Origin of the sequence: Streptomyces sp. NBC_01016, from assembly GCF_026341035.1 — a bacterium.
In the GTDB taxonomy this organism is placed as follows: Bacteria; Actinomycetota; Actinomycetes; order Streptomycetales; family Streptomycetaceae; genus Streptomyces.
Genome location: NZ_JAPEOQ010000002.1, coordinates 1,091,013 through 1,115,504, shown reverse-complemented (window position 1 = coordinate 1,115,504; position 24,492 = coordinate 1,091,013). Strand labels below are relative to the sequence as shown.

The 24,492-nt window shown below is 70.9% G+C and carries 26 protein-coding genes; 15 read left to right on the top strand and 11 right to left on the bottom strand.

Annotation, left to right across the window (positions count from 1 at the left end; all coding sequences use genetic code 11):
• Nucleotides 1-98: 98 nt before the first annotated feature.
• A complete protein-coding gene (locus tag OG746_RS31745; RefSeq protein ID WP_266725556.1) occupies nt 99-1,592 on the top strand; it encodes an amino acid permease in 1,494 nt (497 codons plus the stop codon).
• A gap of 4 nt (nt 1,593-1,596) precedes the next feature.
• Here the strand turns inward: OG746_RS31745 and OG746_RS31740 are convergent, their stop codons facing one another.
• The gene (locus tag OG746_RS31740) at nt 1,597-3,036 is read right to left on the bottom strand and encodes an alkaline phosphatase PhoX (RefSeq protein WP_266720955.1); all 1,440 of its coding nucleotides are present in this window, start codon (nt 3,034-3,036) and stop codon (nt 1,597-1,599) included.
• Nucleotides 3,037-3,152: 116 nt separating this feature from the next.
• On the opposite strand from OG746_RS31740, the gene OG746_RS31735 reads away from it, so the two are divergent.
• From OG746_RS31735 to OG746_RS31720, 4 genes are all read left to right on the top strand, one after another.
• Nucleotides 3,153-3,926 carry an SDR family NAD(P)-dependent oxidoreductase gene (locus tag OG746_RS31735; protein WP_266720954.1) on the top strand — a complete coding sequence of 258 codons (774 nt, stop codon included), beginning with the start codon at nt 3,153-3,155 and terminating at the stop codon, nt 3,924-3,926.
• 149 nt (nt 3,927-4,075) lie between these two features.
• Nucleotides 4,076-4,315 carry a hypothetical protein gene (locus OG746_RS31730; RefSeq protein ID WP_266720952.1) on the top strand — a complete coding sequence of 80 codons (240 nt, stop codon included), beginning with the start codon at nt 4,076-4,078 and terminating at the stop codon, nt 4,313-4,315.
• Nucleotides 4,316-4,365: 50 nt separating this feature from the next.
• Entirely contained in the window at nt 4,366-5,520 is a 1,155-nt protein-coding gene (locus OG746_RS31725) for a chymotrypsin family serine protease (protein WP_266720950.1), read from the top strand.
• Nucleotides 5,521-5,531: 11 nt separating this feature from the next.
• The gene (locus OG746_RS31720) at nt 5,532-5,978 is read left to right on the top strand and encodes a hypothetical protein (RefSeq protein ID WP_266720948.1); all 447 of its coding nucleotides are present in this window, start codon (nt 5,532-5,534) and stop codon (nt 5,976-5,978) included.
• Between the two features lie 94 nt (nt 5,979-6,072).
• Here the strand turns inward: OG746_RS31720 and OG746_RS31715 are convergent, their stop codons facing one another.
• Nucleotides 6,073-7,503: a hypothetical protein gene (locus tag OG746_RS31715; RefSeq protein WP_266720946.1), complete on the bottom strand. Its 1,431-nt coding sequence runs from the start codon at nt 7,501-7,503 to the stop codon at nt 6,073-6,075.
• A gap of 275 nt (nt 7,504-7,778) precedes the next feature.
• Here OG746_RS31715 and OG746_RS31710 point away from each other — a divergent pair, with 275 nt between their 5' ends.
• On the top strand, nt 7,779-9,620 hold the full coding sequence (locus OG746_RS31710; RefSeq protein ID WP_266720945.1) for a DUF8508 domain-containing protein: 1,842 nt from the start codon (nt 7,779-7,781) through the stop codon (nt 9,618-9,620).
• 45 nt (nt 9,621-9,665) lie between these two features.
• Here OG746_RS31710 and OG746_RS31705 read toward each other — a convergent pair whose 3' ends face one another.
• The 4 genes from OG746_RS31705 to OG746_RS31690 form a co-directional block, all read right to left on the bottom strand.
• Complete coding sequence (locus OG746_RS31705) at nt 9,666-10,418, bottom strand: SRPBCC family protein (protein WP_266720943.1); 753 nt, start codon at nt 10,416-10,418, stop codon at nt 9,666-9,668.
• 63 nt (nt 10,419-10,481) lie between these two features.
• The gene (locus OG746_RS31700; protein WP_266720941.1) at nt 10,482-11,147 is read right to left on the bottom strand and encodes a hypothetical protein; all 666 of its coding nucleotides are present in this window, start codon (nt 11,145-11,147) and stop codon (nt 10,482-10,484) included.
• Nucleotides 11,144-11,299 carry a hypothetical protein gene (locus OG746_RS31695; protein WP_266720939.1) on the bottom strand — a complete coding sequence of 52 codons (156 nt, stop codon included), beginning with the start codon at nt 11,297-11,299 and terminating at the stop codon, nt 11,144-11,146. The genes OG746_RS31700 and OG746_RS31695 overlap by 4 nt, the downstream gene beginning before the upstream one ends.
• Complete coding sequence (locus OG746_RS31690) at nt 11,296-11,667, bottom strand: hypothetical protein (RefSeq protein WP_266720938.1); 372 nt, start codon at nt 11,665-11,667, stop codon at nt 11,296-11,298. The genes OG746_RS31695 and OG746_RS31690 overlap by 4 nt, the downstream gene beginning before the upstream one ends.
• A 140-nt stretch (nt 11,668-11,807) precedes the next feature.
• On the opposite strand from OG746_RS31690, the gene dapA reads away from it, so the two are divergent.
• Nucleotides 11,808-12,695, top strand: coding sequence for a 4-hydroxy-tetrahydrodipicolinate synthase (gene dapA / locus OG746_RS31685; protein WP_266720936.1), 888 nt, complete (start codon nt 11,808-11,810; stop codon nt 12,693-12,695).
• Between the two features lie 40 nt (nt 12,696-12,735).
• Here the strand turns inward: dapA and OG746_RS31680 are convergent, their stop codons facing one another.
• Nucleotides 12,736-13,959 carry a WD40 repeat domain-containing protein gene (locus OG746_RS31680; RefSeq protein WP_266720934.1) on the bottom strand — a complete coding sequence of 408 codons (1,224 nt, stop codon included), beginning with the start codon at nt 13,957-13,959 and terminating at the stop codon, nt 12,736-12,738.
• Nucleotides 13,956-14,516, bottom strand: coding sequence for a SigE family RNA polymerase sigma factor (locus tag OG746_RS31675; protein WP_266720932.1), 561 nt, complete (start codon nt 14,514-14,516; stop codon nt 13,956-13,958). The genes OG746_RS31680 and OG746_RS31675 overlap by 4 nt, the downstream gene beginning before the upstream one ends.
• 595 nt (nt 14,517-15,111) lie before the next feature.
• On the opposite strand from OG746_RS31675, the gene OG746_RS31670 reads away from it, so the two are divergent.
• The 8 genes from OG746_RS31670 to OG746_RS31635 all read left to right on the top strand — a co-directional run bounded on the left by OG746_RS31670 (nt 15,112) and on the right by OG746_RS31635 (nt 22,425).
• Complete coding sequence (locus OG746_RS31670) at nt 15,112-15,510, top strand: peptidase inhibitor family I36 protein (RefSeq protein ID WP_266720930.1); 399 nt, start codon at nt 15,112-15,114, stop codon at nt 15,508-15,510.
• Nucleotides 15,511-15,690: 180 nt separating this feature from the next.
• A complete protein-coding gene (locus OG746_RS31665; protein ID WP_266720928.1) occupies nt 15,691-16,638 on the top strand; it encodes a hypothetical protein in 948 nt (315 codons plus the stop codon).
• A 102-nt stretch (nt 16,639-16,740) separates the two neighbouring features.
• On the top strand, nt 16,741-18,294 hold the full coding sequence (locus OG746_RS31660) for a peptidoglycan-binding protein (protein ID WP_266720926.1): 1,554 nt from the start codon (nt 16,741-16,743) through the stop codon (nt 18,292-18,294).
• On the top strand, nt 18,291-18,995 hold the full coding sequence (locus OG746_RS31655; RefSeq protein WP_266720924.1) for an ABC transporter ATP-binding protein: 705 nt from the start codon (nt 18,291-18,293) through the stop codon (nt 18,993-18,995). Before OG746_RS31660 ends, OG746_RS31655 begins: the two co-directional genes overlap by 4 nt.
• Nucleotides 18,992-20,278 (top strand): ABC transporter permease, encoded by a 1,287-nt coding sequence (locus tag OG746_RS31650; RefSeq protein WP_266720922.1) that lies wholly within the window; start codon nt 18,992-18,994, stop codon nt 20,276-20,278. The genes OG746_RS31655 and OG746_RS31650 overlap by 4 nt, the downstream gene beginning before the upstream one ends.
• A 163-nt stretch (nt 20,279-20,441) precedes the next feature.
• Nucleotides 20,442-20,951: a SigE family RNA polymerase sigma factor gene (locus tag OG746_RS31645; protein WP_266720920.1), complete on the top strand. Its 510-nt coding sequence runs from the start codon at nt 20,442-20,444 to the stop codon at nt 20,949-20,951.
• A gap of 13 nt (nt 20,952-20,964) precedes the next feature.
• Nucleotides 20,965-21,966 (top strand): hypothetical protein, encoded by a 1,002-nt coding sequence (locus tag OG746_RS31640; protein ID WP_266720918.1) that lies wholly within the window; start codon nt 20,965-20,967, stop codon nt 21,964-21,966.
• Nucleotides 21,967-22,104: 138 nt separating this feature from the next.
• Nucleotides 22,105-22,425: an SCO4225 family membrane protein gene (locus OG746_RS31635; protein WP_266720916.1), complete on the top strand. Its 321-nt coding sequence runs from the start codon at nt 22,105-22,107 to the stop codon at nt 22,423-22,425.
• A gap of 102 nt (nt 22,426-22,527) precedes the next feature.
• Here OG746_RS31635 and dapD read toward each other — a convergent pair whose 3' ends face one another.
• The 3 genes from dapD to OG746_RS31620 form a co-directional block, all read right to left on the bottom strand.
• On the bottom strand, nt 22,528-23,529 hold the full coding sequence (gene dapD, locus OG746_RS31630; protein ID WP_266720914.1) for a 2,3,4,5-tetrahydropyridine-2,6-dicarboxylate N-succinyltransferase: 1,002 nt from the start codon (nt 23,527-23,529) through the stop codon (nt 22,528-22,530).
• A gap of 92 nt (nt 23,530-23,621) precedes the next feature.
• Nucleotides 23,622-24,161: a TetR/AcrR family transcriptional regulator gene (locus OG746_RS31625; RefSeq protein WP_266720912.1), complete on the bottom strand. Its 540-nt coding sequence runs from the start codon at nt 24,159-24,161 to the stop codon at nt 23,622-23,624.
• On the bottom strand, nt 24,161-24,481 hold the full coding sequence (locus tag OG746_RS31620; RefSeq protein WP_266720910.1) for a DMT family transporter: 321 nt from the start codon (nt 24,479-24,481) through the stop codon (nt 24,161-24,163). The genes OG746_RS31625 and OG746_RS31620 overlap by 1 nt, the downstream gene beginning before the upstream one ends.
• Nucleotides 24,482-24,492: the final 11 nt, after the last annotated feature.

Sequence of the window (24,492 nt, the reverse complement as noted above, 5' to 3'; positions counted from 1 at the left end):
ACCCGGGACTTTCGCAGAGGACTTTTCTCCCTCCCGCACGCCTGCGGCGCGTAGCTGCGACGCCGGGCGGTCAATTTGCGAGAGTGCCCCTCGTGAACATGCACAAAGGCCACCAAACCGGACCGGCGGGTGAAGACCCCCATCTGGACGACCCGACCACCGCCGAGGGGGTCACCGACGCCGGTGACCTCGGGTACAGCAAGAGCCTCAAGCCCCGGCACATCAGCATGATCGCGATCGGTGGGGCGATCGGCACGGGCCTCTTCCTCGGTGCCGGCGGCAACCTCGCCAAGGCGGGACCCGCCCTCGCGTTCGCCTATGCGATCTGCGGCGTGTTCGCCTTCTTCGTGGTGCGGGCCCTGGGCGAACTGGTCGTGCACCGGCCCTCCTCCGGCTCCTTCGTGAGCTACGCGCGCGAGTTCCTCGGCGAGCGGGGCGCGTTCGTGGCCGGCTGGATGTACGTACTGAACTGGTCCTCGGCCGGGATGGCGGACATCACCGCCGTCGCCCTGTACGTGCACTACTGGTCGATGTTCACGACGATCCCGCAGTGGGTGCTGGCCGCGGTCGCCCTCGCGATCGTGCTGACCATCAACCTCATCTCCGTGAAGAGCTTCGGTGAGATGGAGTTCTGGTTCGCCATCGTGAAGGTGGCGGCCCTGGTGCTGTTCCTGCTGATCGGGATCTTCTTCCTGGTGACGGGCAAGCCCGTGGACGGGAACTACGACCCCGGCATCTCGCTCATCAGCGACAACGGCGGATTCTTCCCGCTGGGCGTCATGCCGGTCGTCCTCATCACGCAGACCGTGGTCTTCGCGTACGCGGCGGTCGAGATGGTCGGTGTGACGGCAGGCGAGACCGCGGAGCCGGAGAAGGTCGTGCCGAAGGCCGTGAACTCGATCATGTGGCGTGTCGGCATCTTCTACGTCGGCTCGGTCGTGATGCTGACGCTGCTGCTGCCCTGGACGGCGTACTCGGCGGGCGAGAGCCCCTTCGTGACGGTTCTGTCGAAGATCGGGGTGCCGTCGGCCGGCGGGATCATGAACCTGGTGGTGCTGACCGCCGCGATGTCCTCGCTCAACTCCGGGCTCTACACCACGGGCCGCATCCTGCGCTCGATGTCGATGGCGGGCTCGGCCCCTTCGTTCACGGCCCGGATGAGCGGCAGCCACGTCCCGTACGGCGGGATCCTGCTGACGGCGACGGTGGCGATGTTCGGGGTCGCGCTCAACGCGTGGCTGCCGGAGGACGCGTTCGCGATCGTCACGAACATCTCCTCGCTCGGCGTCATCTCCACCTGGTGCATGATCATGCTCTGTCACCTGGTGTTCGTGCGGCGTGCCCGGGAGGGCGTCGTGCACCGGCCCGCGTTCCGGCTGTGGGCCTCGCCGTGGATCGAGCTCACGACGATCGCGTTCCTGCTCGCCGTGATCGTGATGATGTGGTTCGACAAGGACGGTGCGGGCCGCAACACGGTGCTGATGCTGATCCCGATCGCGGTGTGCCTGACGATCGGCTGGTACGCGGTGCGGGGGCGGGTCCACCGGATCGCCTCCGAGCGCGAGGCGCCGCCGGTGGACCCGCTCCAGTGACCGCTCAGCGCTGACGCTTCCAGGGGCCCTTGATCGCCAGCATGATGCCGGGGTTCTGGATGTTGGCGTAGAGGGTCGAGCCGTCGGGCGAGAAGGTCACGCCCGTCATCTCGCTGTACTCCGGCTCCGTCTCGGTGCCGATGTTGAGGTCGTTGCGCGCGATCGGGTACGTACGGCCCCGCTCGGTCGCCCCGAACAGGTGCTGGATGCCCTCGCCGTCCTCGGAGATGACCAGACCGCCGTACGGGGAGACGGTGATGTTGTCCGGGCCGTCGAGGGCGCCGTCCTTCGACGGGTCCGGGTTGACGCCGAGCAGCACCTTCAGGGTGAGGGTGCGGCGCTTGGGGTCGTAGAACCAGACCTGGCCGTCGTGCGCGACGGGGCTCTCCTCGCGGGCGTACGAGGAGACGACGTAGGCGCCGCCGTCACCCCACCACATGCCCTCGAGCTTGCGGGCGCGGGTGATCTCGCCGTCCTTGAACTGCTTGCGCGTGGACACCGACTTGGCGTCGCGGTCGGGGACGTCGACCCAGTCGACGCCGTACGTCGTGCCGAGCTTCGTGGCGCGGGACAGGTCGTCGACGAAGCGGCCGCCCGAGTCGAAGCACCGGGTCGCCTGCAGCACGCCCGCGTCGTCCGCGAGGGTGCGCAGCTTGCCGCGGCCGTGCTCGAAGCCCTTCGGCGGAACCCAGCGGTAGAGCAGACCGTTGGGGCCGGAGGCGTCCTCGGTGAGGTAGGCGTGGCCGCGCTTGGGGTCGATGACGACGGCCTCGTGGGCGTACCGGCCGAACGCCTTGATGGGCTTGGGCGCGCGGTTGGCCCGGTGGTCCGCCGGGTCGACCTCGAAGACGTAGCCGTGGTCCTTGGTGAAGCCGTTCTTACCGGCCTTGTCCTCGGTCTCCTCGCAGGTCAGCCAGGTGTTCCACGGGGTGTGCCCGCCCGCGCAGTTGGTGGCGGTGCCCGCGATGCCGACCCACTCGGCGACCTCGCCGCCGCGGCGCACCTCGACGACGGTGCAGCCGCCGGCCGCCATCGGGTCGTAGACGAGGCCCTCGGTCAGCGGCACCGGGTGCGGCCAGTCGGCGCGGGCGCCCGCCAGCTCGTGGTTGTTGACGAGCAGCGTGGCGCCGCGCGGGCCCGCGAAGGTGGCGGTGCCGTCGTGGTTGGAGGGCGTGAACTCGCCGGACTCCAGCTTGGTCTTCCCGCAGTACGTGATGACCTTGTACGAGAAGCCCTCGGGCAGCGCGAGGATGCCGTCGGGGTCGTCGACCAGCGGGCCGTAGCCGACGCCCTTGTCCTTGCCCTTGAGTACGTCGACGTCCGCGTCGTCGGTGGCCGCGAGGGCGTTCGGCGCGGTGGCCAGGGAGCCGACGGACCCGGCGAGTGCGATACCGGCGCCGGTGGCCGCGGATCGTCTGGTGAAGTCCCTGCGAGTGAGCGACATGCTGGCTGTCTCCCGTAATGATCGATGAGAGTGAACGGGCCCTGTTTTCGGCCATACGTTCTCGCTCGCGTATAAACGGCGGTTGAACACCGTCCAACGCCAAGGGGCCCACCTCCATGACTTCCGTGAATTCCGTGAACCTTCCGCCGTCCGGCCGCCGCGTCCTTGTCTCCGGGGCCTCGCGCGGCCTCGGCCGGGCCCTCGCCCGCGCCTTCGCGGCCAACGGCGACCGGGTGGCGGTGCACTACGGCTCGCGGGAGGACGAGGCGCAGGCCACGCTCGACTCGCTCGCCGGGGAGGGGCACGTCCTCGTCGGCGGCGACATCTCCGCCCCCGAGGGCGCGGCGTCCGTCGCCGAGCGGGCGGCCGAGGGCCTCGGCGGCCTCGACGTCCTGGTCAACAACGCGGCCGTGAACCTGCCGCACCCGCCGGCCACCACCCCGTACGAGGAGTGGACCCGGCTGTGGCAGAGCCATGTCTCCGTGAACCTGCTCGGCACCGCGAACCTCAGTCACCTCGCCGCGCAGCGCATGATCGGGCAGGGCACGGCGGGCCGGATCGTCAACATCGGCTCGCGCGGCGCGTTCAAGGGCGAGCCCGACCACCCGGCGTACGGGGCGACGAAGGCCGCCGTGCACGCGCTCGGCCAGTCCCTCGCGGTGGCGCTCGCGCCGCACGGGATCGGGGTGGCGTCGGTGGCACCCGGCTTCATCGAGACGGAGCGGGTGGCGCACCGGCTGACCGACGAGGTGCGCGCGCAGAGCCCGTTCGGCCGCGTGGCCTCGGCCGAGGAGATCGCCGACTCCGTCCTGTGGCTCGCCTCACCGGCCGCACAGTGGGCCTCCGGCACCGTCCTCGACCTGAACGGCGCTTCGTACCTGCGTACGTGAGAATCTTCGTAAAGAAGGTCAACAGGTGCATCACGCACCCAAACCCAAGATTTCACGCAGAACGCCTTGACCGGACTGCCGTGCGGCAATAGACAGACTGGAGCAGAGAGTCTCCTGCCCGCATCACCCACCGAGGGGGTGGCGAGCCGATGGACGTACGACAGGCACGCGGCCTCCATGAGAGCCGGCTGATGAAGCTGGCCCATGTCACCGGAGTCGGGACCGGGAAGGACGAGCACTCGGGCGAGGACGTCATCGTCGTCTTCGTGACCCGCAAAGTGCCCCGCGACCGGCTCCGTGCGGAGGATGTCATCCCCACAGCACTCGACGGGGTACCGGTGCGCGTGCTCGCGATCGGCGAAGTGCGCGCGCAGGATGACGAGTTGTGAGGTAACCCCCGCACTTCAGTGAAAGTCAGGGGAAGAAGAGGTGGTCTGGCGTGCGCCAGCCCGAATTGATGCGCGGACCCGCCGGAGGACAGCTCAGCGACAGCTCCCGGCAGCAAGCGACCAGTGACTTCCTGCGGCGCGAGGCGCCCCTTGCCAATGTGGTCGGCTTCGGCCACGGCGTGAAATGGCAGAACGGCGAGCCGACGGGCGAGGAGGCCGTTCTCGTCTTCGTGACCCAGAAGGTGCCCGAATCGCTGTTGCCCGAGCGGGATGTGATTCCGCGTCAGATGGACGACGGCACCCCGACCGACATCGTGGCCGTCGGCCACATCTCCGCCCAGCGCCGGCAGAGCCGCCCCTCCGGAGCCCGCTCCGAAGAGGTCACGTACGGCCCCGACGGCGGTATCTCCCAGCAGTTCTCCGGCGCCGGCCAGCCCCTGCTCGAAGACCTTGGCGGCCTGGGAACCTTCGAACCGCAGCAGCTCGTACGCCGCATGCGGCCGTGCCCCTCCGGCTTCTCGGTCGGCAACGTGTCCATCACCGCGGGCACCCTCGGCAGCGTGGTCTACGACTTCCTGCGGGGCGCCACGGTGGACCCGCCGGGACCCGGGCTCGGCACCCCGGCGAAGTTCTACATCCTCTCCAACAACCACGTCCTCGCCGACTCCAACCGGGCCCAACTGGGCAGCGCCATCGTGCAGCCCGGCCGGTTCGACGGCGGCACGGACCCCGCGGACCGCATCGCCACGCTGTCCCGCTTCATCACCATCCAGTTCGCCCCGCAGACCCCGCTGGAGCGCCAGAACAACGTGGTCGACGCGGCGCTCGGCGAGGTCCCGTTCCAGGACGCCACGCGCGAGCAGTACTTCAGCGGCGCGCCGCGCGCCTGGCGCCGCAAGGCGAACGTCGCGGTCGGCGACCTCGTGAAGAAGACGGGCCGCACGACGAACGTGTCCTTCGGCCGGATCATCTCGGTCGACGCCACGGTCGACGTCAACTACGGCACGGCGGGCACGGCCCGCTTCAAGGACCAGATCCTCACCACGGTCATGTCGGCCGGCGGCGACTCCGGATCCCTGGTCACGTCCTACGACAACGTGGCGGTCGGCCTGCTGTTCGCCGGTTCGTCGACGGTCACGGTCGAGAACCACATCGAGAACGTCCGCGCGCTGCTGCGTGTGGAGATCTCCGAGCAGCTGGCATAGGAGGTGACGTGATGAGTACTCAGGCACGCAAGGGCAAGGGCCAGACCCGCGGGGAGCACCGCTTCCACAACCCGCAGGGCGCGGAGGTCAAGACGCGCGACGAGGCGTTCGCCGCGCAGCGCGACGTCTCTGCGGAGGCCCTCACGGTCGACTGCAAGCTGGAGCTGAACAACGGCTCGGTCACCTTCGCCATCACCGCGAAGGTAAACCCGAACACGCACCCCTTCGTGGTGACCGGCGGCCAGATCACGTCCGGCATCTGCGGCGCCCCGTGGGACATCACGGGCGGCTTCATCGGCGACACCATCCGCCTGGACGCGAAGCGCTCGGACCAGGGTTCCTGCGCCTCCACGATCACCGTGGTCGGCGAATTCCAGAACCCACCGTCGTACCGCGGCACGTACGGCTTCGACGGCGCGTCATCGTCGTTCAAGCACACGACGCGGTATCTGTGCTGACCCACTGAAGCCCCGCCTTTCAAACGAGAGCCAGCGGGGTCCGGGGCAGAGCCCCGGGTCCGCAACACCGTTGCGGGCCCGGGGTGACGCCCCCTCAACTTCCGTTGGCGGACCGAGCCTTGAACGCCGCCTTACGCGCTTCCTTGGCCACCTTCTTGTCGGGATGCAACCGGCCCATCGCCTCCAACACATCCGCGGTAGCGGGATGCTCAACCCGCCACGCCGCCGAGAAAAACCCACTGTGCTGCGCCGCAAGCCCCTCCACCAACGCCTGCAGCTCGTCCGAGTTACCTTCCACCGAAAGCTGCGCAGCGATCGTGTCGACGGTCAGCCAGAACACCAGGTCCTGCGACGGCGCCGGCACATCCGCGAACCCGTGCTCGGCCAGCCACACCCGGGCTAGCCCACCCAGCTCCGCATCGTCGAGGACCTCCCGCAGCGCCGGCTCGGCCTCCGCGCCGACCAGCGACAGCGCCTGCTGACACCGCAGCCGCCGCAGCGGCCCCCACTCGTCGGCCCCACGCGCCGCACCCAGCAACTCCCGCGCCGCGCCCAGCGGTTCGCGCCGCGCGAGCCACCCCTCGATCTCGACCTGCGCCGCGGCCTGCGGAAACGCGGCGGTGCCGTCGAGCAGCGCGTCGGCGCCCTTGTCGGCGAGGTCGCCGACGGCCGGGGCGTCCAGACCGGCTTCGAGCATCCGCGCCCGGACCCCGTACAGGCCGAGAGGCGTGAGCCGCACCATCCCGTAACGGGAGACGTCACCGTCGTCGACCGGCTCGGCCACCGGCTCCTCGGCGTCCGCCATGAGCGCCTCGTCGACCGGCTGGAACTCCACGAGGCCGATCGGGTCGAGCAGCCGGAACTGGTCGTCGAGCCGCATCATCGCGTCCGAGACCTGCTCAAGGACGTCGTCCGTCGGCTCGCCCATGTCGTCGGGCACGATCATCGACGCGGCGAGCGCGGGCAGCGGCACGGCCTCCTCGCCTGCGCCGCCCTCGCTGACGGTCAGCAGATACAGATTGCCGAGCACGCCCTCCAGGAACTCGGACTCCGCCTCGGGGTCCCAGTCGAGCTGCGAGAAGTCGATCTCTCCGCCCTCCTCCATGGCTCCGACCAGGTCGTCGAGGTCGGGCACACTGGCGTCGGCGAGCACGGTGTCGAGCGCGCCCAGCCACAGCGTGAGCACGTCGGAGGGGCCGCCCGAGGTGAGCGTGCCGAGCTCCTCGCCGACCGTGACGGTGCCCTCCTCCTCGTCGACGATCTCCACGAGGCCGGTGTCGACGGCGATGCGCCAGGCCTCGCTCGCGTACGCGGCGCCGTCCTCGTCGTCGGTGAGCGCCAGCTCGGCCGCGGCGGCGGGCAGCTGCTCCTCGACGAGTTCTCCGCCCGCGCCGACCCGGGTCTCGGGGCCGGCCCAGCGGGCGAGCTTCACCGCGCGGGACAGGAGGGGGGTGGCAAGGGCGTCCCGCGCCAGCTCCGCTTCGGCGGGCAGCCGCACCGGCGGCAGGGGGGAGCTGTCTGACATCGGCTGGTTCTCCTAGGGGGACGTACATGAGGCCTACGTTGCGACCGCCCAGCCTAGACGGATTTGCACCCATGCTGCCGGGTTCACTGACCGGTCGACTTCCCCTAACGTCCCCGACACCCGCGAAACCTTGACAACTCGCGCGCGCAGGACGGAAATTGACGCGCGTAGAAGTACACGAGGGCGTACGGCGCCCACGACGCGCCCCGCCCCGCGGCCCCCGCTCCGCCACCACGTCCCGGCACCCCGCCGGCCGCACGTCCCCGGAGGATCCGTTGTCCCATTCGACGTCCCACCCGTTCTCCCGCTCGCGCCTCGCCGCGCTGACCGTCGCCTGCGCGGCGGTGTCCGGCACCCTCGCCACGCTCCCCGCCCACCCGGCCGCGGCCGCCGACGTCGCCATCCACGACATCCAGGGCGCCACCCGCATATCCCCGCTCGCCGGACAGCAGGTCACAGGCGTGACGGGGGTGGTGACGGGCGTCAGAACGTACGGCTCGTCCCGCGGCTTCTGGTTCCAGGACACAAGCCCCGACGCCGACCCGGCCACCAGCGAGGGTGTCTTCGTCTTCACGAGTTCCACTCCCACCGTGAAGGCCGGAGACGCCGTCACCGTCTCCGGAACGGTCTCCGAGTACGTGCCCGGCGGCGCCTCCTCCGGCAACCAGTCGCTCACCGAGCTGACGAAGCCGACCGTGACCGTGAACTCGTCGGGCAACCCGGTGCCGGTCACCACGATCAGCGACAAGTCGGTCCCGGACGCGTACGCGCCGAAGGGCGACCCGGCGGCGAACGGCTCGATCGACAAGCTGCCGCTGCGCCCCAGGGCGTACGCCCTCGACTACTACGAGTCCCTGGAGGGCCAGAACGTCCGCGTCGGCTCCTCCCGGGTCGTCACCGCGTCCGACGCGTACGGCGAGCTGTGGGTCACGGTGAAGCCGCACGAGAACCGTACGAAGCGCGGTGGCACCCGCTACTCCTCGTACGAGGACCAGAACGGCGGACGCCTTCAGATCCAGTCGCTCGGGGCGATCGACGACTTCCCGGTGGCCGACGTCGGCGACACCCTGACCGGCGCCACCGGGGGCCCGCTCGACTTCAACCAGTACGGCGGATACACGCTGGTGGCACGGGAGTTGGGCAACCTGAAGCAGTCAGGACCCCAGCGCGAGACGACCCGCGCGCAGAAGCCGGGCGAGCTGGCCGTGGCGACGTACAACGTGGAGAACCTCGACCCGTCCGACGCCACCTTCGACGCGCACGCGGCCGCGATCGTCGACCACCTCCGCTCGCCCGACATCGTGTCCCTGGAGGAGATCCAGGACAACAACGGCGCGAAGAACGACGGGACGGTCGCCGCCGACGCGACGATGGGCAAGCTGATCGACGCGATCGTCGCCGCGGGCGGGCCCCGCTACGACTGGCGGTCGATCGACCCGGAGAACAACAAGGACGGCGGCGAGCCGGGCGGCAACATCCGCCAGGCCTTCCTGTTCAACCCGGACCGCGTGTCCTTCACCGACCGCCCCGGCGGCGACGCCACCACGCCGGTGGGCGTGACCAGCAAGAACGGCAAGGCGGCACTCACCGCGTCGCCCGGCCGCGTGGCGCCGGGCGACGCCGCGTGGGCGAACAGCCGCAAGCCGCTGGCCGGCGAGTTCACGTTCCGCGGCAAGCCCGTCTTCGTGATCGCCAACCACTTCGCGTCCAAGGGCGGCGATCAGGGCCTGACCTCCCAGTACCAGCCGCCCGCGCGCTCCTCCGAGACGCAGCGGCACGCGCAGGCGACGGCGGTGAACGCCTTCGCCAAGGACATCCTGAAGGCGCAGCGCAACGCGGACGTGATCACGCTCGGCGACATCAACGACTTCGAGTTCTCCGGCACGACGCAGCGCCTGGAGGCCGGCGGCGCGCTCTGGTCGGCGATCAAGAGCCTGCCGAAGCACGAGCGTTATACGTATGACTACCAGGGCAACAGCCAGGTCCTCGACCAGATCCTGATCAGCCCGTCGATCGTGGCGAAGGACGCGTTCGCGTACGACAGCGTGCACATCAACAGCGAGTTCCACGACCAGATCAGCGACCACGACCCGCAGGTGCTGCGCTTCCGCCCCTGAGGGGTACGGGGCCTGCGCCCCAGGCGGCCCAGGTGGGTCGGGCCGTCACGCGAAGATCTGTGCCAGCCAGTCGCCCCACTCGACCTCGTTCCGCCCCGCGTCCGCGTCCGGCGCGAAGTCGTGCACGCTGACGCCGACGGGGGCGCCCCAGTGGCCGCGCCCGAAGAAGCGGTACAGGGCGTCCTCGGTGCGCAGCCCGAGGAAGTAGGCGTTGCGGTAGTCGAGCACGGCGTCCAGGGCCTGTCCTTCCGGGCCCTGGACGCGGACCCGCGCGCCCTCCGTCGCATCGGCGGGCAGGTCGAGCGCGCGGCCGACGGCGGTGAGCGCCTCGCGGTTCGCGGAGCTGCGGGGCCCGTCGACCGTGGCGAAGGCGATCGGGCGGCCCGCGAAGTGCGTCACGTACTGGCGCAGCGTGTGCAGGTAGAAGTCGGTGTGCTTGTCGGCGCCGTCGTAGAGGTCGTCCCAGTTCTCGGTGAAGACGCCGCTGTGGACGTAGTGGACCCGGGAGCGGCTGCCGCCGTCGCGCGGCTCGATGGCCCAGTCGATCTGGTTGAGCGGCTGACCTGGAGGCAGGGCGGCCGGGTCGTCGGTGCGGACGGTGAGCCGGCGCGGCGGGTCCCACACGGTCAGCACGGAGCGGAAGGGGCCCTCGCCGCCCTCCTTGGGCACGTACTCCATGGGCCACAGCCAGCCGCCGGCCCCCATGGTGACGGCGTCCCACAGCTGCTGGGGGCCGACGTCGACCTCGAACTCGCGGGGGATCTCGAACGGCTTCGCGCCGGCCCGGGACCCGCTCATGACCGCCGCCTTCGTCGCATGAACTCACGGTCCCACAGGTCGCCCGACCCCGCCCCCGCGCGACTACCCACCGCCTCCCATCGCCCGCCCCAGGCGAGCCAACTGCCCCTGGAACCAGTCGAGTCGAGCCTGGAGCAGTGCCGCCTCCGCGGCCAGTTCGGGCATCCCGGGAGCGACCCCCTGCGGCCCCGCGCCCGGTGCGGCGCGCACCCGCAGCCCGTCGCCCGCGAGCCGGGCGAACGCCTCCAGGGTCCAGCGCGGCCGCCCGCCCACGCACCCCGCGCAGGCGCCCTCCAGCACCAGCCGCCCTGCACGCCCCCACCCGGCGTCGGCGAGCACCGCCGCCTCGGCGCCGCACGGGCACGGGCCGATGGTGGCGGAGCACACCCGCTGGCGCCCGTAGCGGAAACCGCGCTCGAACCGGATGTAGGGCCCGAGGACGGAGACTTCGAGCAGCGCCGCTCTGCGGTACTCCGCCTGCACCAACATCCCTTGCGCGCCCCGGCGTTCGTGTACGCAGTGGAATCCGCAGTCGCAGCGCCGGTGCGGTGCGCGATGGCGCCGCCCGTACACGCAGCGCGCCTCGTCGAGCACCTTGTAGGGCGCGGCGGCGCCGAGCGAGACACCCAGAAATCCGGCGCTCCCACCGTCCGCGTCGATCACGGGGTGGGCGATTTTATAACCGGTGGGCGGCTCCGTCGGGCGCTCCTGAGGGAGCCGCAGCCTCATCGCGCGGCCGGGACCTCGGCGGGCTCCGGTACGGCTTCGCGCACGGCGGCTTCGGCCACCAACTCCTGAGCCTTGTCGTCCACTTCGGGCCGCTCGGTCTCCTGCGGCGCTTCTTCGGCGATTCCGGTGGCGAGTGCTTTGCCGAGCCTCATGGTGCCTCCCCTGAACGGCCTTCGGCGATCCGGTTGCCGGTCACCGGCCTCTCATGGTGGCGCATACGACCCGATTTGGCACCAGCGCGTTCGGCATCCTGTACGAGCAGGGCATGCTCGTCGGCCACCACGGCCTCGGCCACGGCCACCACCCGCTCCCCCGCGAGTCTCAACCCTGCCTGCGACCAGGGCTCGGGCGCCGGGCGCCGGCGCCGCCACCACACGGCGCAGGCCGCGTAGACCCCACTCGCACACATCACCGCGGGCGCGGCAAGCGCCATCACCACGTCTCGCACCACACGCACCTCGCGAACAGACCAGCATCTTCCATGCAGTTCATCGGGTTCCTGCCGTACCACCTGAAGCACACATCTCAGCCAAAACGGATGTCGGGTGTCGAATTCAAGCCCCGGCGTTCCGCTTCCACGTCGACTCTTCAGCAGTGCTTGGCACCACCTCGTAGCAGAATTAAGTGGAGCTACATCGCGCCCGGGCCGACACTCCCCTCATGACGGACGCAACCCCACATCCCTCCCCCTTCAACCGCGCCCTGTGTGCCATGGTCACGCCCTTCACACGGACGGGGACGCTCGACCTGGGCGCCGCCCAGAAGTTGGCCGACCAGCTGGTCACCGAGGGCTGCGAGGGCCTCGTCCTCTCCGGCACGACCGGGGAGTCGCCGACCACGACGGACGCGGAGAAGGCGGACCTCGTACGGGCGGTGCGCGAGGCGGTCGACGGCCGCGCGAAGGTCGTCGCCGGCATCGGCACGTCCGACACCCGCCACACCGTCGATCTCGCCCATCAGGCCCAACAAGCGGGTGCCGACGGCCTGTTGGTGGTCACCCCGTACTACAGCCGTCCGCCGCAGGACGCGATCGAGGCGCACTTCCGCTCGATCGCCGACGCCACGGGCCTCCCCCTGATGCTGTACGACATCCCCGGCCGCACCGGCACCCGCATCGAGCCGGACACGATGGTCCGGCTCGCGGGCCACCCCCGGATCGTCGCCGTGAAGGATTGCGCGTACGACCTTCTCGGCACCCAACGGGTCATGTCCGAAACGGACTTGGCGTACTACACGGGCTGCGACGAATACGTCCTGGCGCTGTACGCACTGGGCGGCGCGGGCTACGTATCGACGGTGGCGAACGTGGCGCCCGCCGCCTTCCGCGCCATCATCGACGCGTACGACGCGGGCGACACGGCGGAGGCCGCGCGCCGCCAACAACTCACCATCCACCTCACCCAGTTGATGATGAACGCGGGCCTGCCGGGAGCGGTCACCGCGAAGGCCCTCCTCGGCGGCCCGGTCCGCGCGCCGCTGCGGCCCGCCGGCCAGGAGGCGACCGACGGGCTGCGGGCGGCGCTCGAGAAGCTGCTCGGCGCGTCCTGAAGGGTCAGGGCGCTCAGCGCGTCCTGATGGCGCAGGTCGCTCAGCGTGTCGCGAACTGGGGCTCCCAGCGCCCCGGATAGTCGGCCGACGCCTTGCGGAAGTCGCTCAGCTGGACGACCTTGTCGCTGCCGACCGTCACCAACAGCAGCTGGTTGTGGAACTCGCCCTTGCCGCCGCACTTCTTGGGGTCGCAGCCCCAGGCGATGAGCCGCTTGTCGTCGGCCCAGGCGAGCAGCTGCTGCGCGGGCAGCCTGTCGACGAGCTTGCCGGTCCGCGCGTCGTTCACGGCGACGGCGATCTTGTCGCCCTTGCCCGCGAAGTCCCCTCCGGCGAGCTTCCCGTTCGGCGAGAGCCCCGACTCGGAGTACATCAGCCAGTGCCGCAGCTTCGCGGGCGTCGGCACCTGCTTGCCGTCGAGGGCGTAGGCCTGCGGGCCACCGTTCGTGATCGAGGTCGTGACCACCAGGTCGCCGTCGGGCGAGAACTGGAAGTCCTCACGGGCGTTGTGGTCGAACTCGTCGCCCTTCTGCGGCGCCGCGGCCCACTTCCCCTTCCCGCTGTCCAGGTCGACGATCGAGAACCCGGTCCTGGACGGATGTCCGACGCTCGGCTCGTCCGGACCGCTGCCGTCGTTCATCGGCCGGTCCTTGTAGAGATGGTCCGGATCGGTCTTGTACGTCGTGACGACGAGCTTGCCGCCGTCCGCCGAGAACGCGGCCCCGGCGGCCCCCTGCGGCACCGGGATCCAGCGCGTCACCTTGTTCGTCGCCAGGTCGAGGATGCCGACCCGCTTCGCGGGCAGCTTCTTCTCCAGGACGGCGGCGGTACGCAGCCCCGGGGCGACGGTCAGCCAGGACCACGCGGTGGTCTTCCGGTAGGTCTTGGTCGTCGGGTCGAGCACCCCGTACGTGCGGGTCAACCGGCCGTCCCCGTCGGCGAACTTGACCGACTTGTACGTGACGAACGAGGCGAGCGCCGTGCGCCCCGCCGCGATGGCGTCCTTGGGCGGCGACTGGTCCGGGTGCGCGACGACGTCGGCGGAGCCGATCACGTCCGCGGGCGGGGCGTCCTCCGCGTCGTCCATCCGCGGCACCACCACCGCGGCGACGACCACCGCGGTCGCGGCCACGAACGCACCCACGGCCGTACCGGTCCGGCGCCTGCGCCGTGCCGCCAGGACCCGGTCGGCGAGGTCGCCGGGCGCGGGCCCGACGCTGTCGGCCTGCTCGCGCAGCGCCTCCTTGAGCATGACGTCGACGTTCACGGGCGCACCTCCACCGGGGCGTAGTCACGGGAGGACGGCGGCAGGTCGTCGCCGTCCTGTGCCAGTTCGGGGGCGAGCCCGCGCAGCTTGGCGAGCGCCCGGTGGGTGGTGGAACGCACGGTGCCCACGGAGATGCCGAGCACCCGGGCGACATCGCCCTCCGGCAGGTCCTCGAAGTACCGGAGCACGAGCACGGTGCGCTGCCGCGCGGTGAGCCGGGCGAGCGCGGCCCGCAGGACGACGCGCAGTTCGGCCTCGGCCGCCCCGTCGCTCCCCGCGGCCCCGTCCGGCACACTTCCGTAACTGACCTCCCGCTTCGGCCACTTCAGCCGCCACCGGCTGATCTGCTGCCGGTAGAGGACCTGGCGCACATACGCCTCCGGGTCCTCGATCCGGTCCCATCTCCCGGCCACCTTGATCAGCGCGCTCTGCAGCAGATCCTCGCCCGCGTGCCGATCGCCACCACTGAGCAGCACGGCGGTCTTCAACAACGCGGACGACCGCCCCGCCACGAACTCCCTGAACCTCTCCGCACCCGCATCCCGTACGGCATCCATCGCCACCTTCTCTTCCCCCCGGGATCCCCCGGCTGTTCCCGCTGTCACCCGTGATGACGTGTGCGACCCCGGGCCGCTATGCCTCCCCAAGGGGAAGAGATCGGCCAACATCTGTTCCGCGGTGCGCCTGTTTTCGCTCGATTGTGGCGGATGGAACGGGGACATCCGAATGAGAGGACACAGTTCCACTTCAGCGGAAAACCACGACTTTCCTGTCTATTTCAGTACCTTCCGGTGATCGCGCTCCGTCGCGACGCACATGAGGCGGGCACCACCCCTCACCGGAGAGATGTGCCCTTCGTGTGCGTCTTTCGTGCTGGCCACGTGATCCCCGGCGGCGCGTTTCCGTGCCGTGCCGCGCCACCCCTGCGTGAAGAACGGGGTAGCGGTGCGTGATCGGCGGGCCGGCGAAGGGCGGGAAGAGCTGGTTCAAGCCACCGAGATCAACTCCGTTGTTCCGGCGATGACCAGGCCCTTACATTCCTGCCTGGCGCCGCCTGGGTGATCGCGAGACCAATCCGGGTGGCGCCAACGACCGTAATCCGAACGGCAGTTGAAATTCCGAACACCGCCGTTCCCACGAAAGGACATGTCCATGCGTGTCAGAAGGCTGGCCCTGGCCGGCGCCGTCACCCTCGCGGGTCTCGGCACCGCGCTGTCCACCGCCGGTACGGCGAACGCCGCCGAGAGCTGCACGAGCGGTTACGCGTGCCTCTACTACAACAGCAACTACTCCGGTGCCTTCTACCGGCAGTACTTCAACATCTCCAACTACGCCAACTACTACTTCAGCGCCAGCGCCTCCGGCAGCGCCGGTGCCGGCCTCCCGGTGAAGAACAACGTCGCCTCGGTGGACAACTGGGACTTCTACAACGGCATCCGCATGTACTACAACAGCAACTACTCGGGTGCTTCCCAGCCCATCGGCGCCGGCGGCCAGGCCAACCTGAACACGACGCTCAAGAACGAGAACGCGTCGGGCAAGTTCTACTAGGCCGACCCGAGTTCATCGGAACGCCGCGTCTGTAACGCTTCGCGGTTCGCAAGGCGTCTAACGAAGAAAAGAAGGGGTGTGCTGCCCAATGCAGCTGGGCAGCACACCCCGCTTCGCAGTCTAGCCAGTGGCCCTCCCCCACCCGAGAGAACCAACGTCACCTGAAGGATGAGCATCACCATGCGCAGGCGCCCTCTTCCCCTGTCTCTGATCGCCTTCGGCGGCATCGCCACTGTGCTGGCCGTGGCCGGCTGCGACTCCTCCTCCGGTTCGGGTGGCTCCGTCGACACCGCCTCCGTACCCAGCGCCTCCGCCGCGCCCAAGCTGGCCTCCACGACGGACAAGTCGCTGCCCATCGAGGCGTACATGTACACGAAGGACCAGACCGACCAGCTGAACAACGCGGTCGTGACGCTCCGCCAGGACTGCATGCAGAACTTCGGGTTCACCTACGCGGACCAGAAGGCGCAGAAGATGTTCCAGCCCAAGAGCATCACGCAGTTCCGGTACGGAATGACGGACGCCGACGACGTGGCCGTGCACGGTTACAAGCCCGCGGGCTCGGAGAAGAAGGTCGTCAAGCCGGCCCCGGTGAAACTGCCTCCGGCCGCGACCACGGCCCTGACCGGCACCAACGACGCGAACGTCAAGCCGGGTTCGACCGAGGCCAAGGGCGGTCAGGACATCAACGGCAAGAAGGTCCCGGCCGGCGGCTGCATCGGGGAGGCCAACCGCAAGCTGGGCGCCACCTCCGCGCAGGGCTTCGGGGACGCGCCCGTCGTGGTGAAGGTCAACACCGACAGCTGGGCCAAGTCGTACAACGACAAGCGGGTCCGGGCGGTGTTCACCAAGTGGTCGGCCTGCATGAAGCAGAAGGGGTACGCCTACGCCGACCCGATGAAGGCCGGCGACGACCCCCAGTGGCAGAAGACGACCACCGCCACCCCTCGTGAGCAGCAGGTCGCCTCCGCCGACGTCGCCTGCAAGCAGAAGAACAACGTGCTGGGCGTCTGGTACTCCGTCGACGTCGCCTACCAGAAGCAGATGATCGAGCAGAACGCCGAGGCGCTGAACGACGTGAAGAAGCGGCTCGACAAGCAGTTGAAGCTGGCGGCCCAAGTCGCGTAACGCGGCGGGCACTTCGCGGCGTCCACGACGTGTGAAGTGCGCACCGGGACCTGACGGCCACCAGACGACGAGCGCCGGACGCCACCGGCCTGGAGAGACACGATGATCGAATCCGAGGCCCGCAGCGCCCGCGGCGCCGCCGACATGCCGGGCGAGGACACCCTGCCGGTCGAGGACACGGCGCCCGTCGACCGTCCTCCGCGCGCTGGGCGCGGCCGGCGGCGGCGCGGCGACGTACCGACGGCCGACAGCCCGGGCGGGGACGCCGGGCTCGGGCGTCGGCGCCGGGTCGTGGCCCTCGTCGCGGGCGGCGCGCTGGTGCTGACCGGCGCGGGCGTCGCCGCGTCGCTGGTGGTGCGGTCCCCCGCGCAGGTCGCGGCCGAGGCCAAGGCCCCGCACCAGGGGGTGCTGACCGCGCCCGTGGAGAAGCGGGTGCTGAAGGACTCCGTCGTGCTGCGCGGCACGGTGGCGGCAGGGCAGTCCGTGGACGTCACGGTGTCGGGGGCGGCGGGCACCGCGGGCACGAGCCGCTCCGTCGTCACCAAGGCACCCAAGCCGGTCGGCTCCAAGGTCGTGGCCGGGCAGGTGATCGCCGAGATCTCCGGGCGCCCGGTGTTCGCCCTCAAGGGGAAGGTGCCGGTCTACCGGGACCTGAAGTCCGGGGCGACCGGTGACGACGTGGCCCAACTCCAGTCCGCACTCGCCCAGTTGGGTCATGCGTCGAACCCGGACGCGCGCGGCACGTTCGGCTCCGGCACCCGCCACGCCCTGGCCGCCTTCTACACCTCCATCGGCTACGACCCGGTCTCCGCGCAGACCGACGGCGCGACCGCCGTGCAGGAGGCGCAGGACGCCGTGACCGCCGCGGAGCGGACGGCGCAGGACGCCGAGGACGCCCGTGCCGCGCACGCGACACAGGAGACCCGGCGGGCCGCGGACCGCGCGGACCAGGACCTTCAGCGGGCCCGCACCCGGCTGGGCAAGGCGCAGGCCGAGGCGGGACCCATGCTCCCGGCCTCGGAGGTGGTGTATCTGTCGGGGTTCCCTGCGCGGGTGGACAGTGTGTCCGCGGTCCTCGGCTCGGCGGTCACGGGCAAGGTGATGACGCTTTCCGCGGGACGCCTCGTGGTGGACGGCTATCTCCAGGAAGCCCAGAAGGGCCTGGTCAGGACGGGGCAGAAGGCGGAGATCCTGCAGGAGCAGACGGGTAAGACGACGCGGGCCGAGGTGCGGTCGGTGGCGGACACCCCCGAAGCGGCCGAGCAGTCCGACGACGGCTCCGCCGCATCGACAGCGGGTGGCGGCGGCGAGGCGGGCTCCGGTCAGCAGTCCGCGACCCAGGGCTACCGAATGGTCGTGGCGCCGGACACCCCGCTCGCCTCGGGCGCCGTGGGCCAGGACGTACGGCTCACCGTCGAGGCGGCGTCCACCGAGGGGGAGGCGCTCGTCGTGCCGGTCTCCGCCGTTTCCGCCGCGTCGGACGGCGGCACGGTCGTCACCGTCGTCACGTCCGGCGGCAAGCAGCGCAGGGTCGCGGTCCGCACCGGCACCAACGGCGACGGTTATGTGGAGGTCAGGGCGGTGGACGGCGCGGCGCTCGGCGAGGGCGACCAGGTCGTCACCGGTATCCGGTCCGGCTCGGGGGACGCCGGGTGAGCGTCGACGAAGGAGCGGCGCGGCCGCCCGTCATCGAGTTCCAGCGGGTCGCCCTGACCTATCCGGGTCCGCCGCCGGTGCCCGCCCTGCTTCCCTGTGAACTGCGTATCGAGCAAGGGGAGTTCGTGACCGTGGTCGGCCCGTCCGGGTCCGGCAAGTCGACGTTCCTGAACATCGCGGGGCTGCTCGACGCGCCGACCGAGGGGCGGTACCTGCTCGACGGCATCGACACCGGCGCGCTGCGCGACGGCGACCGCACCGCGCTGCGCGGACGCCGCATCGGATTCGTCTTCCAGTCCTTCCATCTGCTGCCGCACCGCAGCGCCCGGGAGAACGTGCAGCTGGCCATGGTCTACAACGACACCCCGCGCGGTGAACGCGCGGGCCGCGCCCGCGAGGCGCTGGAGCAGGTCGGGCTCGGCCACCGCCTGGACGCGGCGCCGACCCGGCTGTCCGGCGGTGAGCGCCAGCGGGTGGCGATCGCCCGCGCCCTGGTGTCGCGGCCCTCCCTGCTGCTGTGCGACGAGCCGACCGGCAACCTCGACAGCAAGAACGCCGAGTCGGTCCTCGTCCTCCTCGAAGAGCTGCACCGCTCGGGGATGACGGTCCTCGTCATCACGCACGACCCGGCGGTGGCGGCGCGCGGCGCCCGTACGGTGGCCATCCGCGACGGTGTCCTGCGCGAGCAGGTGGCGGTATGAGCGGCCGCCGCGGCACCGGCCGGCGCCCCGCCCTGCGGTGGCCGGGCCGCCGGCGCCGTGACCCCGCCGTCGAGCCCTCCGTGCTCAACCCCCGCGATCTGCTCGGCGAGTCCCTGGCCGGTGTGCTCCAGCGCCCGGCCCGCTCCGCCCTCACCGCGCTCGGCACCGTCCTCGGTGTCGGCACGTTCGTGGCGATCCTCGGCCTCACGGCGACGACGTCCTCGCAGATCGACTCCCGGTTCAACGCGCTGACCGCGACAGAGGTCAACGTCGACGACGTGGGCATCGAGCAGAACGAGTTCGTCCACCTCGCCTTCCCCAAGGACGCCGACGCGCGGATCGAGCGGCTCTCCGGGGTCGAACACGCGGGCGTGTACTGGACGGTGGACACCCGTGGCACCGACGCCACCGTCCGCTCCTCGCCCGTCGGCGACGCGGCGGACGGCGAGCGGGCGGGCATCGTCGCCGCGTCGCCCGGGGTCATCGAGGCGGCGGTGCCGCACATGGCCCAAGGGCGGATCTACGACGAGTACGCGGAGAAGACCGCCCAGCCCGTCGTGGTGATCGGCGCCGGGATGGCCAGACGGCTCGGCATCACCACCCTGGAGACCCGGCCCGCGCTGTTCATCGGGGACCAGCCGTTCACCGTCGTCGGCATCATCGACGATGTGGAGCGCAAGGCGGACCTGCTGCTCTCGGTCGTCGTCCCGCGCTCGACCGCGCTGAAGACCTGGGGCGAGCCGGAGTCCGGTGGGGCCAAGATGCTCATCTCCACGAAGATGGGCGCGGCCCGCCAGGTCGCCCACCTCGCCGCGACGGCCCTGCGCCCCGACCACCCCGAGTACTTCAAGTCGGTCCCGCCGCCCGACCCGCGCACCCTGCGCGGCAACGTGACGGACGACCTGCAGCAACTGTTCCTGCTACTGGCCGCGATCTGCCTGGTCATCGGCGCCGTGGGCATCGCCAACACGACGCTGGTGGCGGTCCTTGAGCGCACCGGCGAGATCGGGCTGCGCCGCGCCCTGGGGGCCCGTGGCGGGCACATCACGGCGCAGTTCCTCGCCGAGTCCGGGGCGATGGGCGCGCTGGGCGGGCTGATCGGGACGAGCCTCGGCACCCTGACCGTCGTCGGGGTCGCCATCGCCCGGGACTGGACGCCGGTGCTGCACACGTCGACGGTGGCTTCGGCACCCGTCATCGGGCTGGTGACCGGCGTGGTGGCGGGCCTGTATCCGGCGTGGCGGGCGGCGCGTATCCAGCCGGCGGAGGCGCTGCGGCGCTGAACCCGCGAAACAGCGGCGCTGCTCGGGGCCTTCGGACCAGACCGGTCCGAAGGCCCCGATCGCGTTCGAGCACAGCGAAATTCGGCGTCCTGAGGGTGTAACGCGACGGCCGTGCCAAGGCGTCATCAGTGTGGAGCGTACGCACGGTCGGGAGGGGACACAGATGCGCGGATCAGCGCACCGGACCGAGGAGATCGAGGAGTTCATGCGGACCGTCAGCCCGAGCCTGTTCCGGGCCGCGCTGCTGGTCTGCGGGGACCATCATCTCGCCGAGGACCTGGTGCAGACGACTCTGGGCAAGGTGTTCGTGTCCTGGCGGCGCGTACGCAAGGCCGACCACCCGCCGGCGTATGTGCGCGCGATGCTGATGCGCACCTACCTCTCGTATGTCCGGCTGCATCGGACATACGAGAAGCCGGTGGGCGAGCTGCCGGAGCAAGTGTCGGGCGCTCGCGACCCGGCCCTGCGGCTGACGCTGGTGAACGCACTGGCACAGCTTCCGCCGCAGGACCGGGCCGTGGTCGTCCTGCGCTACTGGGAGGACCGCAGCGTCGCCCAGACCGCCGCCGAACTGGGCCTGAGCGAGGGCAATGTGCGCATCCGCAGCATGCGGGCGCTGAAGATCCTGCGCGGCACCCTGGCGGGCCAGCACGACATCCTCACGGGGAAGTAGGTAGGGAGCAGCCATGAAGCGAGTGGAGCGGCCGGGACACCACCGGGCCGAGGGGGACGTGAGGAACCAGGTAGACCAACTGTCGGGCGAGGAAACGGAGTTCGAGCGCCGCCTCGGTGCCCTCCTGGACGGCTACGCGGAAGATGCGCCCGTCTCCACCGACACCCTGGTGGCCGGTGGACTGGCCCGGGGCCGACGGATGCGCGCCCGCCGCAGGGCGCTGTGGGGCGCGGGCACCGTGGCCTGCGCGAGCGCGCTGGCCGCGGTGGTGGTCGTGTCCTGGGGCGCCCCGAACCGGGCACCGGCCCAGGCGGGCGGTGTGACCATCCCCGAGTTCGCGCCGGCCGCCGCCGCGACGGGGGCGCCGCCGGGCAAGACGGCGCTGACCGGGAAGGAGGCCGTCACCGAGCTGCGCGACCTGCTGCCGGAGGGCGAGGCGACGGGAGCCCACTGGTGGGACGGTAACGACGACCAGGCACGGCCCGCCGCGGGCGGCCGGCTGCTGCTGGACGGCGCCGAGGTCACCGTCGACGTGCAGGGCAACTTCCAGCTGACCGGCGCCGACGGACTCACCAAGGATGCGGCCCGCAAGGCGGCCCGCTCCACGGACGGCCGGCAGGACAAGAGCGGGAAGGCGGCACCCGACAAGTCGGATGCGGCGCAGCGCGCCAAGGAGGAGAACAAGAACGACGGCAAGAACATACGCCCCGCCACCCGCGCCGAGCTGCGCACGTTCTACTCCTGCGCCGCCCGGACCGCGTCCGACGCCACCCTGTCCGGCTGCGCCGCCCGCAACCTCTCCGACGGCTCGGTCCTGATCACGTACCAGGAACGCCACGGCGACCTCGTGGAGCGCACCGCCGACCTGCTGCGCAAGGACGGCACCCGCGTGGTGCTGACCACCGCCAACGCCGCCGACGCAAAGAAGGGCCCCGCGAGCACCGCCACTCCCCCGCTCACGACGGAGCAACTGACTGACATGGCACGCAGCAAGACATGGCAGCCCTGGGTGTAGCCGGCCGAGCAGACCGAGCAGTGAGCTCCCCGCCTCCCCGAACCAGGTACGGATACTCATGCCGACGTCGCGCCCCGGGGCGACCATGGAGAGAGACCGAGCACGGCAGCACCCGCTGCAGCACCCACGGGGAGACCGATGAACGCCCGCACTCTTCTGCGCCTGACCGTCACCAACCCGGCGTCGGCGATCTACCTGGGACTCGTCGGTGCGTCCGTCGTGTTCACGGCCGGTGTCGTGCTCTTCTCCTCGGACCCCGGCTTCGTCGGCGTCTGGCCCTTCTTCCTCACCGCCCCCACCTCCCTCATCATGATGGGGATCATGGGCGCGGTCGGGGGCCTGGACGCCCCCGTCTGGCTCCTCGCCATCGGCCTGGCCGTGAGCGCCCTGCTCCAGTCCCTGGCCCTGGGCGCCACCCTCCAGGCCCTGCGCGGCCGCCACCTCGGCCGGACCGCCTGACACCCTCCGGGGACACACGCGTGCGGACACACGAGCGCCCTCCCGTGAACCACGGAAGGGCGCTCGCCTGTACCGGCTGCCGCAGGTCACGGCCGTCGATGATCAGTTGTGGCTGTGCAGCACCTCGTTGAGGCCGCCCCACACCGCGTTGTTCGGGCGGGCCTCGACCGTGCCCGTCACCGAGTTGCGGCGGAAGAGGATGTTGGAGGCGCCGGAGAGCTCGCGGGCCTTGACGACCTGGCCGTCGGGCATCGTGACGCGGGTGCCGGCCGTGACGTACAGACCCGCCTCGACGACGCACTCGTCGCCGAGGGCGATGCCGACGCCGGCCTCGGCGCCGACGAGGCAGCGCTCGCCGATGACGATGCGGACGTTGCCGCCACCGGAGAGCGTGCCCATGGTGGAGGCGCCGCCGCCGATGTCCGAGCCGTCGCCGACGACGACGCCGGCGGAGATGCGGCCCTCGACCATCGACGTACCGAGCGTGCCGGCGTTGAAGTTCACGAAGCCCTCGTGCATGACCGTGGTGCCCTCGGCGAGGTGCGCACCCAGGCGGACGCGGTCGGCGTCGGCGATGCGCACGCCCTTCGGGGCGACGTAGTCCGTCATGCGCGGGAACTTGTCGATCGAGGTGACGGAGAGGTGCAGGCCCTCCGCGCGGGCGTTCAGGCGCACCTTCTCGACGTCGTCGACGGCGACCGGGCCGAGCGAGGTCCAGGCGACGTTGGCGAGGAAGGCGAACTGGCCGTCCAGGTTCACGCCGTGCGGCTTGACCAGGCGGTGCGAGAGCAGGTGCAGACGCAGGTACACGTCGTGCGCGTCGAGCGGCTTGTCGTCGATGGACCCGATGACCGTGCGTACCGCGACGATCTCCACGCCACGGCGGGCGTCGGGGCCGATCGCCTTCGCCGCGCCCTCACCGAGCAGCTCCACGGCCTTCTCGGCGGAGAGCTTCTCGGTCCCGGCCGGGCCGGGCTCGGCGACGAGCTCGGGCGCGGGGAACCAGGTGTCGAGAACGGTGCCGTCGGTGGTGACGGTGGCGAGGCCGGCGGCGACGGCGCCGGTGGAGCGGGGACCTGCGGGGGAAGGTGAGGTGTCGGTCATGCCCCAAACCTAATCGGCACCGGCCCGCGGAGGCTAACCGGTCCTGGCCCCCGTCTCACGTGCCGGGCGCCGGCCGCCCGACCGCCCCTGTGTCACCGAATCAGCCGCGCCAGCATCTCCCGCGTGTACCCGGCGTCGTACTCGCCGCCGGTCAGCAGCACTTGGAGCGAGATGCCGTCCATCAGCGCGACGAGCGCCCGCGCGGTGACCGGGTCGGTGCGCCGGGCGACGAGCTCGGCGAGCTCCTCGCACCACTCGGCGGCGACGGGCCGCAGGGCGGGCCTGCGCAGCGCCGCCAGATACAGCTCGTACTCCAGCTCCACGCCGTCCCGGTCCCCGGCCAGCCACTCGCCGAGCACCTCGGCGAGCTCGTGCGGGAGGTCGCTGCCGGGGTCCTGGAGCCCGCCGTGCGCCGCGACGACCTTCGCGAAGCCCTCATTGGTCTGCCGCAGCGCGGCCACCATCAGCTCGTCCAGGGTCTTGAAGTGGTACGTGGTGGAGCCGAGCGGCACGTCGGCCTCGCGGGCGACGGTGCGGTGGCTGAGCCCGCCGATCCCCTTCGACCCGACGACCCGGATCGCGGCGTCGATGATCCGCTGGCGGCGCTCGGGGTCGTAGCGGCGCGGCGCCATCAGTGCGCCCCGCCCAGATTGAGCAGCACGACCCCGCCGATGACGAGGACGATCCCGCCGACCTTGGCGAGCGTCAGCCCCTCCCCCAGGAACAGCATGCCGATCGCGGCGATGACGGCGGTGCCGGCGCCCGCCCAGATCGCGTAGGCGGTACCGATCTGCACGGTCTTCAGCGTCTGCGCGAGCAGCGCGAACGCGACGATGTAGCCCGCGACGGTGACCAGCGAGGGCCAGAGCCTGCTGAACCCCTCGCTGTACTTCATGGCGGTGGTGGCCCCCACCTCGGCGGCTATGGCGCCGGCCAGCAGCACGTATCCCATGTGTACGAGTG

Bases quoted from the DNA above. Each gene is read 5' to 3' on its own strand.
- OG746_RS31665 (WP_266720928.1), top strand. From the start codon at position 15,691: ATGCGCAGGCGCCCTCTTCCCCTGTCTCTGATCGCCTTCGGCGGCATC.
- OG746_RS31700 (WP_266720941.1), bottom strand. From the start codon at position 11,147: ATGAGGCTGCGGCTCCCTCAGGAGCGCCCGACGGAGCCGCCCACCGGT.
- OG746_RS31745 (WP_266725556.1), top strand. From the start codon at position 99: ATGCACAAAGGCCACCAAACCGGACCGGCGGGTGAAGACCCCCATCTG.
- dapA (WP_266720936.1), top strand. From the start codon at position 11,808: ATGACGGACGCAACCCCACATCCCTCCCCCTTCAACCGCGCCCTGTGT.
- OG746_RS31730 (WP_266720952.1), top strand. From the start codon at position 4,076: ATGGACGTACGACAGGCACGCGGCCTCCATGAGAGCCGGCTGATGAAG.
- dapD (WP_266720914.1), bottom strand. From the start codon at position 23,529: ATGACCGACACCTCACCTTCCCCCGCAGGTCCCCGCTCCACCGGCGCC.
- OG746_RS31675 (WP_266720932.1), bottom strand. From the start codon at position 14,516: ATGGATGCCGTACGGGATGCGGGTGCGGAGAGGTTCAGGGAGTTCGTG.
- OG746_RS31625 (WP_266720912.1), bottom strand. From the start codon at position 24,161: ATGGCGCCGCGCCGCTACGACCCCGAGCGCCGCCAGCGGATCATCGAC.
- OG746_RS31645 (WP_266720920.1), top strand. From the start codon at position 20,442: ATGCGCGGATCAGCGCACCGGACCGAGGAGATCGAGGAGTTCATGCGG.
- OG746_RS31620 (WP_266720910.1), bottom strand. From the start codon at position 24,481: ATGGGATACGTGCTGCTGGCCGGCGCCATAGCCGCCGAGGTGGGGGCC.
- OG746_RS31660 (WP_266720926.1), top strand. From the start codon at position 16,741: ATGATCGAATCCGAGGCCCGCAGCGCCCGCGGCGCCGCCGACATGCCG.
- OG746_RS31640 (WP_266720918.1), top strand. From the start codon at position 20,965: ATGAAGCGAGTGGAGCGGCCGGGACACCACCGGGCCGAGGGGGACGTG.
- OG746_RS31705 (WP_266720943.1), bottom strand. From the start codon at position 10,418: ATGAGCGGGTCCCGGGCCGGCGCGAAGCCGTTCGAGATCCCCCGCGAG.
- OG746_RS31635 (WP_266720916.1), top strand. From the start codon at position 22,105: ATGAACGCCCGCACTCTTCTGCGCCTGACCGTCACCAACCCGGCGTCG.
- OG746_RS31650 (WP_266720922.1), top strand. From the start codon at position 18,992: ATGAGCGGCCGCCGCGGCACCGGCCGGCGCCCCGCCCTGCGGTGGCCG.
- OG746_RS31735 (WP_266720954.1), top strand. From the start codon at position 3,153: ATGACTTCCGTGAATTCCGTGAACCTTCCGCCGTCCGGCCGCCGCGTC.
- OG746_RS31720 (WP_266720948.1), top strand. From the start codon at position 5,532: ATGAGTACTCAGGCACGCAAGGGCAAGGGCCAGACCCGCGGGGAGCAC.
- OG746_RS31715 (WP_266720946.1), bottom strand. From the start codon at position 7,503: ATGTCAGACAGCTCCCCCCTGCCGCCGGTGCGGCTGCCCGCCGAAGCG.
- OG746_RS31695 (WP_266720939.1), bottom strand. From the start codon at position 11,299: ATGAGGCTCGGCAAAGCACTCGCCACCGGAATCGCCGAAGAAGCGCCG.
- OG746_RS31740 (WP_266720955.1), bottom strand. From the start codon at position 3,036: ATGTCGCTCACTCGCAGGGACTTCACCAGACGATCCGCGGCCACCGGC.
- OG746_RS31670 (WP_266720930.1), top strand. From the start codon at position 15,112: ATGCGTGTCAGAAGGCTGGCCCTGGCCGGCGCCGTCACCCTCGCGGGT.